Here is a 14,909-nt window from a genome sequence, read left to right on the forward strand (position 1 = left end):
AACACCAAGAGAAAGACCTTGTCGGCAAGAAAATATGGTTAATATATAAAAACTGCAATAAATCCAAAAATTATATTGGCGACCGAAGGAACTTCAACGAGTATTCAGTCGCATCGGCAAGCTAAACGCCATGAAGAAACACTTAATTCAAAGTGCATTGATCACTTAGGTCTAACTTAGAATTAAGACATCTTTAAAAGTCATCCACAAAGTCAGAAACCTAGACTAGAGATGTTGTGACAGCACTGTGATGCCGCTGAACACACCAAAAAGCCTGAACATAAGTCTCATATGGCAAACTTTAATTTGAACCGCAGTTACTTCCCTAATTGGGAGGGGGCTCTGGTATAGCCTCAGGACCAGCTTGGATATCAGTTTCAAAAAGCATTATTATACTCCATCTAGGAATTGACATTAAATTACAATTGGTTAGAGGCATAACCATGTACCGATACACAAATGGTACGGACCGAAAGCTAAGCCTCTAACCCTAAAACTGCTAAATATTCTAAACCTGATCTGTTGGCGGCTCTGGACTTGCCTCTGGACCAGCTTTTATATCTGTCTGACTATGCATATCATATCTCCTTTTACTCTTTAATTTGTCAAAGTTGCCATCATTCATTACTGAATAATGGACTATAGCAAGCTTAACTCGAATTTAGCTTTTTAGGCCAATGTTAATCGATAATTATGGGTGAGCGATCACAACTAATGTATTCGAATATTTTTTTATACAGTTTATCACTTTACGTAAGTTACCAGGATCTAGAGCAGCCAAGCTTTCATCCAGTATAACCAGCTCGGCATCCTGTAACAAAGCTCGAGCAATAAACAACCGACTCATCTCCCCATGTGACAACTTCCATCCCATCTCTCCTACGGTCTGCAGTATCCCCGCAGGCATTTTATTTAACAGGGGAGTCAGGCCCAACTCATCACAAACTGCATAGGCCTTTCGCAAACTCTCTTGCGTTGGTGGCCACTCATTCCCCATCAACAAATTAAATAGGAACGAGTCACCAAGTACATGATTTTCATGGAACTGAGGGGAGGAAGCTACGATTCGACGCCATTCATTCAAACCAAAACTGGCTCTATCGTACCCATTTAATAACATCAGTCCGTCACTTGGCTCATGGATACCTGTAATAATATTCGCTAAAGTAGATTTGCCTGACCCTGAAGCGCCTTGCAGTAATATACGATCCCCAGAATATATATTCAGTGTACATCCGGCCAGTATTGACCTGCCTTTTCCAGAATAGCTGAAACACAAATCCTTCATGGAAATGAAAGGTTGATTAGCTGTAAGCGTTTTCACACTATTTGCTTGCACGGTCCGAAACAAAGTGTGTGGTTGTGGTATTTCAAGGGCAAATAGCTTTCGTACGTTTTCCCAAGCTAAAAGGGCACTCAGAGCACTGGTGAAACCACTCATACATTTAAGCACTGCACGGTAGCCGAGTAGCACACCACCAAAGGCCACTGCTAGCTGAGCACTACTCACATCACCACTAATGAATACCGGTAACAATCCCACTACCCCAAATAAGAGCCACATGCGCGGTAAAAGAGCTACTAAGCGCACCATGGTACTATCTACGTCTGTAGAAGCTTGTAGGTAATTACTCAGCTCCCGATCTTCACCACGATGCCAATCCACCGGAGCTTGCTGGGCAAGGCGAGTGCGATGACCCAACATCTTTTCAATTAAGCGATCTGTCATTGATAGCCGCTGGACAACCCAGCTGCGACGACTTTGGTACTGGGCACTCCCCAGGACAATCGCCACAATGAAAAACAAAGGCAAAAGCAATAGATATATATGCCCTCCTGCACCTATCAACAATACAAAGACAGCCATAAGTAGCTCTGTAGCCCCTAACACCAAAAGGAAACTTCCCTGTAACGCGTTAGACTCAATATTTTCTGCATCATAAACACGCCCTAATACTTGGCCAGTGCCCATATGGCGCAAACGGTCTGGGTTGATACGCAGGGCGCTAGCAAGTAATCGTCGTTTTAGGAGTGCTCCGCTTTCTATCGATATAGAACCGCGTAGATGTAAGGTAAACAATGACAGAGGAACTTGAGAAGCCATCAACAATATCCAGGCAATAAGCCAGCCCGTATCGATATAGCCACCCAATACGGCACGTCCAATGACCCACCAGCTAGCCAAGAAAAAAACCATTTGTGTTGCGTGGCAGGCCAGCATGCCTAAAAATTGCCAGTGCTGGCTTCGCAAGCGTAACTGTTTCCAAACAGAGCGATGTGCAGGCTGGCGCAGTAACCAGCAACCTTCAATGCGCACCCCTGCCAGATTCTCTTTAAGTAGAGCCTCGGTCGCACGCGCGCGTCGTCGCTCCCCAATATTAATACCATCAAGTAAACGCGCTATACGCTCACGCTGGAAGGTCACTTGTCTATGACTGAACTGGGCCTCCACCTGACTAAGAGAATTTTGAACCACTTGCAACGTTGGGGTAAGTAAACGCAATTGACGGCGATTCCCCCCACATAAGGCGGCAAAATACTCATCCTCACCAAAATTTAAGCGAACCAATGCAGGTGAAGCCTGTAACAACATCTGGCTCAACTCGCTATAACTACAACTAACTTGCTCGACCTGTATATCTAGAGCTTCCGCACTCGCTTGTAGACGAGTGTTCGTGTCCAACTCATTATCTGTTGAAGAGTAATCCAGTATTTCCGGCTCCAATCCACAATGCCGGGCTAACGCCTGTAAGGCAGAATCTAGTTGAGAGGCAGGCCAACAACGGGAGCGGAGTTTGTCGCTTGAAATTTCAGAATTCATGGACCACCTCCGCGGACTGCCTTTCTTTTGGCTGTATCAGCTCCTCTTTCTTAATGGGCCTTTCTACCTCTGACAGGCTTCCTGCAGCCATGCGCAAGTAGCGCCAATCACTACTCTGCCAACACTCTTCCCATGCCTTTTGTTCAGAAACTACTAACCGCGCATAGTGGGAATCCCTACGGGATTTCAGCTTTTTAGGTGCGCCGTCCTCTATAATACGCCCATCCTTTACTACCAGCACACGGGGAAAATCCTGCGTCTCAGAAATATCGTGGGTAATGCAGATCAAAGTGGTATCTTTCCAAATTTGTCGCACACGCCCAAGAAGTCGCTGACGCTGTTCACGATCCAAACCTCGAAAAGGCTCATCCAAGATTACGCAACAGGGGTTTTCCTTTCCCAGGGCTCGCCCCAGGCGTACGCGTTGGCCTTCTCCACCGCTAACAAGTGCACCACTTTCGCCAAGGGTACTTTGTAATCCATCTGACAGCGAAGCCACTAGCTTGAGTAGATCCGACTGCTCAAGAATTGGATACAAGGATTTATTAGGGCTGTTGCCGTAATTCAGGTTATCAAGGAGGCTACTATTCCAAAGCTGGATAGCGGGGTCTACCCAAGTACAATGCATGCGAAATTGAGCCAGAAGCTGGCCTTGCAGTTTCAAGCCATTCAAAAGCAACTGTCCACTGGAAGGTTTATGCCACCCTAACAAAAGACCAGCAAGACTGGACTTTCCCGCGCCGGATTCACCAACGATAGCGACATGTTCTCCTGGAACAATATTCAGGTTAATACTATCAAGAATGGTACGACCGCTGACCTGGACACTGACATTTTCGAAGCGGAAATGTGCCGGTTGCGTCAGGCAAAAGCTCTCTTCTTTATCATTGTCATCCGTTACTCCCTCCTCTGTTTTATCATTTACCGCCAGTAAAGGTTCCAAGGCGCGCAGTAAAGTATTTCGCTGTCTTGGATACTCCCGCATTAATACGGCAATATCTTCTCCCATAGGTGGAAGGGCTAAAACCCAATAAATCAATAGCAATAGATCAGGGCTCGCTCCACGAACTTGGATGCAGTAAGCCACCAGGGTACAGACAAGTACACAATTTATAATCATCTGCACCGCCTGGCTGTTTAATTGCAAATGCAGAGAAAGATAACTGGACTTCACCCACTCGGTAAGTAAGCTCCCATGCTCTTTGCGCACTGACTCGGCAGCACCATGAGTTCGAATCGGAACAAGCCCTAAGAGCGCATCCATATAAAATCGAGCTAAGGCACCCGCATGTGTCTGGACACGCATGTGATGATCGTTAAGTAAAGGCTGGAACACCAGGGGAATCAATACCTGGACAGCGACCATCAGAATTACAAGCGGCGCAGCAGTCGGCGCAATCCATATAATTCCAGCAGCCGTAGCAAACAAAGAAACTACTTTAAAAAGAATACCACCTCCCAGCACAGGGAGTTCTCGTAATGCACTAATACGGTGACTGCGCTCGGCAGTATCTGAAGTTGGGCGACTCTGAAAAAAGTGATCCGGGATACGCGGCAATGCTGTGAGAAAACGCATACGAAAACGGTTTTCCAAGTGCCTCCCAATCATCAGTTGAATCTTTGCTGCAGGATACTGAATGAGAACTACAGTCAACATAAAACCCAGCAATAGCACCACAGTACCCGTCCGCTGTATTTCAGTACCCAGCTCACTATGGATATCGATCAGCCCCCGAAAGAGCAACGCTTCGGCCATTAAGCCAAATACGGCTCCCATCATCGCCAGGATAACTATGAGTGGAGCGAGTAAGCCATCATCCCGCAACATTCCAAACAGCTCCTGCAATGGACGAACAGGAGGCTCCTCTAAAGCTCTGGATAAGTTCTCAGAGCTTGGTTTCACTTCAGCATCTTTACGTAAGCCTTTAACACTTACTATTACTGCACCGCTGAACTCCAATTGTTCTGGAAACTGTTCGAAAGGCGTATTTAAGTCAGTACCAGGTGGACAATGAGGACGAGCACACCAATAACTCTCTGGCACCAAATTAAAAGCATCAGCAGAGCTTTGGGAAAATTCATCCACCAGCTTTTGTAGTATCCCACTAACTTCGCTTCCTCTGCGTAATGCCCCAGAGGACACCAGGGCGGTCAACATACGGACAGATGCATCAAGAAACGCTAAAGGTAGCCAACTGTCTGACTTCAGTGCAAACTGACAAAACTTCGCACAGAGTGATTCGGAAATTTTTAAGCGAACTATTCTTGTGCGAAGGGGATTCATAAAGTCATCTCCTCCCGCCCAGGCGCGCCACCCCTGGGGGGGAACACGCATAGTATGAATATGCAATTCTTCGAGGAAGCGATGAACATTGGGCCAACATCGGCCACTGGCTGGGTCCATTACCTGTATAACACTACCGTGATTACGCCAGGCAACAACAAAATGAGTATTCCCATTAGGTAAACGCACAACCACCAGCCCAGGTAAATAACCAGGAATATCCATTAGCAAGTGGTCTTTTGGTACGACCATTTGAGCCGCATCTAATCCTAATTCAACAGCAATTTTTTCCAGCGTATTTATAGAAGTACCATCCACATCGGTCTGGCAAGCATCGCGCAAGTGGCCATAGTGGACATTGACTCCAAACCCCTCCAACAGGCTTTTCAGAGATGCCGGACCACAGTCCATATTAGATGTCTGTACAATTTCAGGCACTAGCCAGCGGATTTTCTGCCTCACTGAGAAAACCTCGCATTGATTAGCTTACTATCTGGCTCCCCTGTCAACATATCTCCAACTCGCTGTAGTAGCAGTTGATAAGGAGTTTTTATCCCGGTAGCAACTTCTACTCTCGCGGGCAGGTCATGCATTAATGGTAGTTGTTGGGGCACTTCGCCTTGAAGAGATAGCTCGACCAAAATTCGATCTCCATGAACAGCACTGGCAACCCTCTCTACACGAGCATGAAGCTGCCCATAGCGCGCCCAGGAAAAACCATCTAGTTTAACCCGGGCACTTTGCCCTTCACGAATATGCCCTAAAGCCATGGCCGGAGGAAAAAAGGCTTGCACGCTAATCATGCCTTTTGCTTGCATTGTGGCAATCTGTTGGCCAGCAACCAGAACCTCTCCCTCACGAATATCCGCTAAAGAAGCGAGCTTACCCGAAATTGGAGCACGTAACTGTTGCTCATCCACAGCCAAGTTACTCCGCTGTATGCGGGTATCCACCTCTGCAAGCTTACTTTGAATATCCGCCCGACGCTGCTTTAACTCACTAAGAGCAAGTTGATATTCACTGGCAATTTCCTCAGACCGATCAACGGTCGCCTCAATTTGGGCTTCTGAAGCCAGAGTTGCCATAGCCATTTGCTGGTAAGTTCGCTTTGCTGCCAAATAATCCAATTCAGAGCTTTGCTGTTTTTTCAATAATCGCTCATAACGATCTGCCACATCAGCCTGTATCCTCTGATTACTTATCTGAAGTTGGTGCTGCTGGCGAATGAGTTTTAACTGCCCGTTGAGAGCTTTATTATCTTTTTCAAACTTTTTATCCAGAAGGGTTTGTTCCCGCCCGATCGCCTCCAGCTGTATTGCAAGGCTCTGGGAAATTTTATGATTCCCATCCAAATCAAGATCATACGCAGCAGTATCAAGCTGTACCAATATATCTCCCCTTTTGAGGATATCCCCCAGAGAAGCCTGGATAGACACTACTCTCCCTGTTCTTTGGGTGCTCACATGTACGGTATTTTGCTCCTGCTCAAGCCTGGCTTGATCACTAACGCTGTATGTAGTGATATCTTTTGTCAGAAACCAAACTATCCAAGCCACCATCAGCGATATACCAAGAGCTGTAGCCCATGCTAACGAGTAAAAAGTATCCGCAGAGATAGATCGAGTTGTATTAATGAAGGGGGTTGGCAATGCGATTCACCTAATTTGTACCAACTATGGCCAGTACTATTTATATTTCACCTTTATATGCGTACAGCCTTTGACTGTTTATCGCGGAACCAAATCTAAATGCCCTATAACAGATAGTCAAATTCGATAAATATTGAACTATCCAGCTAACTTATCGCTGTCTTTCTTGCCTATATGATCAAAAATCCAACATTGAACAAAAATAAATTCACATTTATCAAATAGTAAAATTCTAAAAATTTCTTATAGAGACGACCTACTGAAGTACTGTTATTAAAGTTAGAAATTAAAAAACATAACTTACTTTTATATTTTTAATCTAAAGCAGCCTATTAAAACCTAACCTTACAGTCATTTTCCTAACTTGTATGCCGCTCCCCTACTCGAACAACTTCTCCCCAACCAATACATAAATGAAATCGATAGAACAGAAAAACACGTATATTTTTTACACCTCACTAAATTAATCGTCATGGAATCTTTAGGGCAAAAAAACCTATGCGTTAGTACACGGACTATTCCTTGGTGGCTGGTGTTGGTGGCGGGTTGCCCAAAGGCTGGTCGCAACTTGACACCGCACCTTCAGCTCCACCCCGACAGGTTTGGATGAAAAGCACCGTCTAATCCACCCCGGCATTGGTATCGAAACTTTTATTGAATATATAGTCAGCGTCATTGAATGGGAGGAGCTTGACAATATCATCTTGGTTGGCCGTAGCTTTGCCTGTATTACTGGTACAGCTGAGGCAGACAGAGTCAGGAAGCGGATAAAAAGCTAATCTACCTAGATGCAGCAGTTGCCCATAATGGGCACTGCTTCTATGAACAGTGACCAGATCCGAACCAGGCTATGAGGCTGGCCCAAGCTAAGCTGGCAAGGGGTACTGAGTGTTTCCTAACCATACCTGCCCAGTCATTTAATATTATAAAACCCAAGGATATAGCCTGGGTTGAGCGCAACCTGACTCTCCATCCGGTAAAAATCTATCTTAACTCAATACATCTAAGTAAGCCGGAAAGATCTGGGCTGCCTATATGTTACTTGTACAAATCCTGTACACTCCTCTCGCGCACAAAGTCGAACATGGGCAAAAAGCTGGCTGGCTGGCTGGCTGGCTGGCTGGCTGGCTGGCTGGCTGGCAAATGATAGAAATCACCACAGGCCATAGCGCCCCTATTACTAATCCTGACATTGTTAGCAGTCTTTTACTAAGCCTATAGCCATGCTTTATTAACACCTATATTCTCACCTGTTCGATACCCTCTTCTTTTTCCAGAGAGCGCCAAAGCAGCATTCAAGGTCAACAGCTATAATGTAATCAGCTGAGATTTTCATATTGAGAATTATTGAGAAATGTATCTATCGGCTAGCCAGTCATGAAGTTATATCAGCCTTATATCAGCTTAAAGCATCTAATCAACATCACCCTTTCTGGTAGAAGCACATGCCCAGCTGCAAGATATTTATAGAGTCCTCAAAACTGGTTCCAGATTCTGTGCCAGCCATATTTAATGAAATTCTTATCGAGGGGCTTGAAGCCAAAGGAGAGCATGCAGTTACAGCGGTGGTTGAATCAAATTATGTAGAGCCCGCTGGCTGTTATATCGAAATAATATGCGGTAAAAAGCCTGCACGCACACATGAAATATTGCAAAAACTTGCTATCCGGATCGATGAAACAGCAAGAAGGATTTTTCAAATCGAAGATCCTATTACAGTAAGAATTTTATTGTTTGATGAAGACTTAATGTCGGGAATCAACTAACATTTTGACCACAAAAATAACTATTAGAAAAATTAACAATCAGCCAAAACTATAAATAGTAACACCAGAGGCCGCCTCCTCTTCAGCTGAAGACAGCCCCTACTAAAAATACTCCTATTATTTTAAAAGCGCGCACTTGCTCCAAAACGTAAGTAACGAGGAGTTTGATAAACCTGATTGATATCCCAATTCGGATCAGCAATCCCTGGGCTCAATTCGGCAAATTCATATACTTCAGTCTCAGCATCTGCATCCAGAAGGTTAAAAATTTCAGCTCTTAATTCTAGATCAGCTAAACCAATTCGAGTAGTATAAACCAATGATAAATCTATTTGTTTAACCCAACTAGTTCGTCCACTACTGCCACGCTCTGCTTTTATCAAATTACCATCGGAATCCGTAAGATAATAAGTATCCCCATAGGAAGGAGTACCATTAGGATGCCCCGTACCAAAAGAGTTAATAGGTCGCCCTGATTGCCAAAGTAGATTGACCCCTAAGAGTAGGCTTTCCATTATTTGATAATTACCATATATTTTAAACTTATGGGTACGATCATTAGGAAGAAAGCCATCGGCTCCATCCATTAACTCAGGGAAATCGAAGTCTTGAGTTATTCCCGCATCATCTTGTGCATTATCTGACTTTACATAACCCTCAGTATTCCCCTTACTTTCAGACCAGGTATAGCTCGCACTGATTCCCCAGACCCCATCAAATCCTCGCTTGGTCGAGACCTCCAACTCTTTATATTTTCGTTTTGCCTCAGGGTAAGCTAATAGCTCTGCAGGAAAAGTTGTCATCTCCAGCTCGCCAGTTCCGTACCTATCATAAGGTATAGTAATATCATTACCTGGATTAGCTAGTACATATCCATGAGCATCTCCAGTATGCTCATAACCCAGAGCATCAACAGCATGATCAATACTCACATCATCAATATGGGATTTCAAATCACGGTAAGTGGCCTTTAACCCAACAGTCCAATCACTGTTTAAAACCTTTTCATAACCAAAAATAATTTCATCCTGATACATCGGCTCTAGATCCCGATCCGATAGCTGCGCGCTATCAGGAACTTCGCCACTGGAAGTTATCTGAGTGGAGCCTATTTCTTCAGAGAGAGGGATACCATCGGTACCTACATTAGATGGAGCAACAGTGACGGGGTCATAATCCCCATCAAATATAAAGTACCGCTGTATCCCTAATTCACCACCAGACAAACGCACATTGGTATTTGAGGCAATCGGCATAAAGTACCGCCCCCAATTACCAAATAAACGAGATTCACCATCGCCAAAGGGGTCCCAAGAAAAGCTTAGCCTGGGCGCCCACTGATCATCAATTTCAATAAATACATCCCCCTCACCGTTATAATTAGAAAAGGTCTCATTGCGAAGCCCTGCACTTATAGTAAAGGTGTCAGTGATATCCCAAGTATCCTCAATGTAAAATGCTTTAGACTCCACTTCAAAGTCACCTGACACTTCCCCCAGGCGATATCGAACAATGTGGACATCTGATCCATCCCCATGAATATCGGGAACGATCCCCCCATTTGATAGTTCTGCACCTGGCGTAAAAGTATAATATCTATAGTAGACACCTCCATCTGCTCGCAACCCAGTACCCGAATAAGTTTCTGCAGAACTTGAGGAGTTATTTTCTTGATCATAACCAAATCGTAAGGTGTGATCCCCTAAGACCCATTCAAAATCTATACGATCAGCAACGCGCTCATCACCACCAGTTTGAGGCCTGGCACTAGCCTCACAGCCAGGAAATGTAGAAGAATTCCCCGGTATTGCTCCATCACTTGTATCGACAACATATGGGCATTCTGTATCGGTAGTGCTCGTAGTGGTTAGGGAATATTCATTCTCACCATGGAGAAGTGATACACTAAAGTTATCAGTTATTTGCCCGTCGTATCGAACAAGCCAGTTTTCTCCTCCTCGCTCATCCCACACTGTACCTTTATATCCTTGATCATCCTTATTGTAAGGGTCATAGTTTAATTGCCTGTTCTCTCTGGTGCGCTCATCTGAGAAATGTACGTAGGAAAATATATGATTATCAGTAATATTCCAGGTTAAATTTACTCCCCAGAAATAATCACCAATCTCTCTATCATTGAAAGTACCCGGATCAGCCCTTGTTGTAAATTCTTCAATCGTTTCCTGTTGCTCATATAAGGCATAGAAAAATAGTTTATCAGGAACTATCGGCCCACTGACATAATAGTCAGTCGTATATCTTGATTTTTCGTTTTCGGAATTTAAATCATAAAGAGTGCCATCAGTGGATATTGTATTAGGACTAGTTGAGCGAAGGTCCGCAGGCTCGTAATAAGCAACCACTCCATATTCAAATTCATTACCTCCCCTTTTAGTAACAGCATTCAGTACCCCACCAAGTGAACGACCAAATTCAGCGCTATATCCCCCAGTTTTTATTTGAAACTGATCATAAAATTCAAAGGGTACTGAAGAACCACCAAGTCCATTTCGGAAATTTGTAACATTGAGACCATCAATATAATATGCATTTTCACCTACAGAGGCGCCACCAAAAGAAATCAGATCCTTATCTTCCCCAAAGCCGGAATCCCCCAGAACTGTCCCAGGTGCCAACAAAGCTACCGATTCAATGTTACGAGCAACAGGCAGCATCTCTATATCAGCCAACCCAATATTAAGTGAGGATTCCGCTGTTCCCCTACGTATTTGCGGAGCTACCTCCCCAAAGACTACAACCTCTTCAAGATCACCCAGTGACAAAGGTATATCCAAGCTGGCCGAACTACCAATCGAGACTAAAACCTTCTCAATAACCGTAGGTTGGTAACCACGTTTTTGCACCGTAACTTTATAGGCCCCACTGGGAAGGTTAACTCTGAAATCCCCATTCACCCCAGTAGATATTGTTCTTTTAAATCCATTCTTCTCATTCTCGATAATAATGGTGGCGTCAGTTATCTCAGCTCCATTATGTCCTAAAATTGAACCATCAATCGTTCCATTAACATTTCCTGCAGCTATGGCTTGACTGCCCAAAATCGACAGGCTAATAGATGCAGCTACTATTGTCTTCTTGAATAAGGTCATAAAGCCACCCTTTTTATTGTCAGTTTATTTATAATTTATCGGCTTTTATATCAGGCTCAAAATATCTACCCCGCTACCACAGCCTCCAATATCAAACCAAGTAGATGTTCCACTCCTTCTAAACAACCAGTTATAAACTCATCCGACCCGTAGAAATCCTAAAATGGGATCAAAAGCAAACGTCCACTTTGAAGAGACTGAGACACACACTATTCCTTCATATTTTGTAAAACAATCTCTTTAGCTCTGCATTTGTTACAAATCAGAGAGAATCACGCCAAGAACGTGCTAACCACTCAATAACCAAATAAAATAGATAACTGAAAATGTAATTTGTCCCAGAAAATTAAAAAGATTCTGGAATTTATAAGCTTGATATGGAAACCCTAACAATCACCACAAATAAAAAATGATTATTTCTTATCAAATTCAAAAAAATTCATTATTTGCATCAAAATCAATACATTACTGGCAAGGTTGCTTACACAATATCTTCTTATTCAAAACCCAAATTTGATTTTGCAATCAAAGGATATATATCTTGACCAAGAGTGATGAAAATAAAAAATTCTGCGGTAGGGTTAAAGTGATGAAGAGGCAAGATAAGAGGACGAGAAACCCGCCCTCTTGAAATATATTATTTGCGCAAGAACTCCAACATCCACTTGGCAACGACATTCTCATGGATATCATTTTGTAAAGAAGCCTGCCCCTTCTGCACAACTTCTTCGCCGAAAGCTTCCCGGCGCAACTCCATCAAGCTATTGGAATAGGGCTTTGTAAACTCTGGGTGAGCCTGAAAGCTGAGCATGTGGTCATCCACTTGCAACATAGCCATAGGGCAAAACTCGCTGGAAGCCAGCACACGGCCGCCCGGGGGAAGCGCTTCAACTTGATCCTGGTGGGTAACCAACAAACTAAAGTTATTCAGCGGCTCAGACATCCAGGAGGGAGTTTCCTGCATCTCATAGGTATGCACTCCCAATCCCCAACCTTTGTCAGACTTGCGGGTTCTTCCTCCCAGAGCCTGAGCAATCAGCTGGTGTCCAAAGCAAATGCCAATAGTGGGCTTCTTTACATCGTGTAACTTGCGCACAAATTGCATCAGCGGCGGAATCCACTCTTTATCATCATAAACACCGGTTTTACTACCTGTGATCAGATATGCATCTACTTCATCTATCTGCTCCGGGTATTGACCGTGCTGTACCTCGTAGGTAGCGAACTCCAACCCTGAATCCTGACTGCGCAATAGCTCGGCAAACATCTCTGGATACTCGCCGAATTCGCCCACCAGCTCCTTGCGCACATCGTCGGTCTTTAACACTCCAATTTTCATTATTTCACCGCTGAGTTGACTGCTGAGTGTTGGGATTATGGCATATTCAAGAATGACAGGTCTCTTAAGCTGACCTGTTAAAAGACTGTCACAAACTCACAGTTTTGGTGACCGAAATAGAAGTGCCGTTTCTTTAAAACACCCTCCCCAGTGTATATCTGACTGGTGATTACCGATCCACCCGTAGGGAACATTCCCCCCTCAGGCATTCTTACCCACAGGACTTTTGTGTATGATCGCGCCTCAGCACATTTTTCAGCCAATTATTCGGCTAACGGACGCTCCAGAGGCAATTAGGAGCAGCCGACACCAAAATGATTGAGGACAAACAATGACCACAACGACCTCCCCCAGCGATCAGCAGGATAGTTCGCCTGGGCGCAAGACGGCTTTTACTCGCTTCCTAGATGTAGTGGAGTGGCTTGGTAATCTGCTTCCCCACCCCATTACCCTGTTTGCACTTTTTGCCGTTGGGGTGGTAGTACTCAGTGGCATAGCTTCCTACTTTGGCCTGTCCGTCGCCGATCCCCGCCCTGTGGGCGCAGCTGGCCGTGACCCAGATGGAGTCATTGAAGTCTTCAACTTGATGAGCGGTGACGGCCTTAGGATGATCGTCACCAGCCTGGTGAAAAACTTCACCGGCTTTGCCCCTCTTGGAACAGTATTGGTCGCTCTTCTCGGAGTAGGGATTGCTGAGCATTCGGGCCTGCTGAGTGCCGCAGTACGCGGCTTGGTACTGCAGGCTTCCAAGCGCACTGTCACAGTGATCGTGGTCTTCGCCGGTATTATCTCTAACACCGCCTCAGAACTCGGATATGTTGTGCTGATCCCTCTGGCAGCCATGATCTTCCACTCCCTGGGCCGTCATCCCCTGGCGGGTTTGGCTGCTGCTTTTGCCGGTGTCTCTGGTGGTTACAGCGCCAACCTATTACTGGGCACTGTGGACCCACTACTCTCAGGCATAACAGAATCAGCAGCCCATATGATTGACCCGACCTACAGCGTCGGTCCGGAAGTAAACTGGTTCTTTATGATCGTCAGTACTTTCCTGATTACCCTTGTCGGCAGCTGGGTCACAATGGCAATCGTAGAACCCAAGCTGGGTAAGTATGACCCAAATGAAGCTTCGGTAGATTTAAGCCAGGACAAGCTGGGCACTTTGACCGATGACGAGAAACGGGGACTTAAATACGCGGGTCTCGCTGTCTTAGCCGTTTCCGCTCTATTTACTCTTTCTGTTGTACCTGAGTGGGGAGTTCTGCGTAACCCGGAAACCGGCTTGGTAGCCGGCTCCCCATTCCTGAAAGGTATTGTATCCCTGATCCTCGTCTTCTTCGCCATCCCTGGCTTTGTTTACGGCAAAGTGGTTGGCACCATGAAGAATGACCGCGATGTGATCGATGCCATGGCCAAGAGCATGAATAGCATGGGCATGTATATCGTGCTGGTGTTCTTCGCAGCACAATTTGTTGCCTTCTTCAAAGTCACCAATCTCGGTACTATCTTTGCTGTACTGGGCGCCGACGCTCTACAGAGCATTGGCCTGACCGGGCCACTGCTGTTCCTGTTCTTCATCATGATGTGCGGTTTTGTAAATCTGATGCTCGGTAGCGCATCTGCCCAATGGGCTGTAACCGCCCCGATCTTTGTACCCATGTTGATGCTGCTCGGTTATGCCCCCGAGGTTATTCAAGCGGCCTATCGTATCGGTGACTCTGTGACAAATGTGATTACGCCAATGATGAGCTACTTTGGCCTAATCATCACCTTCGCCGCCCGCTACAAAAAAGACCTAGGCATGGGCACCTTGATCGCTACTATGATCCCCTACTCTATTTTCTTCTTTATCGGTTGGACTGCCCTCTTCTACATTTGGGTTTTTGCCCTGGGCCTCCCTGTTGGTCCAGGAGCCGCAACCTATTACGGCGGCTAAACCATAC

General features: G+C 45.2%; 8 protein-coding genes. 3 read left to right on the forward strand and 5 right to left on the reverse strand.

What is annotated here, in order from left to right:
* Positions 1 to 691: 691 nt before the first annotated feature.
* Genes ACJJI7_RS03705 through ACJJI7_RS03715 form a run of 3 tightly spaced genes read right to left on the reverse strand, consistent with a single transcriptional unit; the run spans position 692 to position 6,664 of the window.
* Positions 692 to 2,821, reverse strand: coding sequence for an ATP-binding cassette domain-containing protein (locus tag ACJJI7_RS03705; RefSeq protein WP_444900946.1), 2,130 nt, complete (start codon positions 2,819 to 2,821; stop codon positions 692 to 694).
* The gene (locus tag ACJJI7_RS03710) at positions 2,811 to 5,567 is read right to left on the reverse strand and encodes an ATP-binding cassette domain-containing protein (protein WP_444900945.1); all 2,757 of its coding nucleotides are present in this window, start codon (positions 5,565 to 5,567) and stop codon (positions 2,811 to 2,813) included. Before ACJJI7_RS03710 ends, ACJJI7_RS03705 begins: the two co-directional genes overlap by 11 nt.
* The gene (locus tag ACJJI7_RS03715) at positions 5,564 to 6,664 is read right to left on the reverse strand and encodes an HlyD family secretion protein (protein WP_282952401.1); all 1,101 of its coding nucleotides are present in this window, start codon (positions 6,662 to 6,664) and stop codon (positions 5,564 to 5,566) included. The genes ACJJI7_RS03710 and ACJJI7_RS03715 overlap by 4 nt, the downstream gene beginning before the upstream one ends.
* A 1,125-nt stretch (positions 6,665 to 7,789) precedes the next feature.
* Here ACJJI7_RS03715 and ACJJI7_RS03720 point away from each other — a divergent pair.
* Complete coding sequence (locus tag ACJJI7_RS03720) at positions 7,790 to 7,975, forward strand: hypothetical protein (protein ID WP_444900944.1); 186 nt, start codon at positions 7,790 to 7,792, stop codon at positions 7,973 to 7,975.
* A 224-nt stretch (positions 7,976 to 8,199) separates the two neighbouring features.
* Positions 8,200 to 8,520 carry a hypothetical protein gene (locus ACJJI7_RS03725; protein WP_444900943.1) on the forward strand — a complete coding sequence of 107 codons (321 nt, stop codon included), beginning with the start codon at positions 8,200 to 8,202 and terminating at the stop codon, positions 8,518 to 8,520.
* Positions 8,521 to 8,642: 122 nt separating this feature from the next.
* Here the strand turns inward: ACJJI7_RS03725 and ACJJI7_RS03730 are convergent, their stop codons facing one another.
* Positions 8,643 to 11,630: a TonB-dependent receptor gene (locus tag ACJJI7_RS03730; RefSeq protein WP_444900942.1), complete on the reverse strand. Its 2,988-nt coding sequence runs from the start codon at positions 11,628 to 11,630 to the stop codon at positions 8,643 to 8,645.
* Between the two features lie 637 nt (positions 11,631 to 12,267).
* Positions 12,268 to 12,969 (reverse strand): glutamine amidotransferase-related protein, encoded by a 702-nt coding sequence (locus ACJJI7_RS03735; RefSeq protein ID WP_282952398.1) that lies wholly within the window; start codon positions 12,967 to 12,969, stop codon positions 12,268 to 12,270.
* A gap of 331 nt (positions 12,970 to 13,300) precedes the next feature.
* Here ACJJI7_RS03735 and ACJJI7_RS03740 point away from each other — a divergent pair, with 331 nt between their 5' ends.
* Positions 13,301 to 14,902, forward strand: a complete 1,602-nt coding sequence (locus ACJJI7_RS03740; RefSeq protein WP_444900941.1) for an AbgT family transporter — start codon at positions 13,301 to 13,303, stop codon at positions 14,900 to 14,902.
* Positions 14,903 to 14,909 lie beyond the last annotated feature (7 nt).

The sequence above is a fragment of the Microbulbifer variabilis genome, from assembly GCF_056232115.1.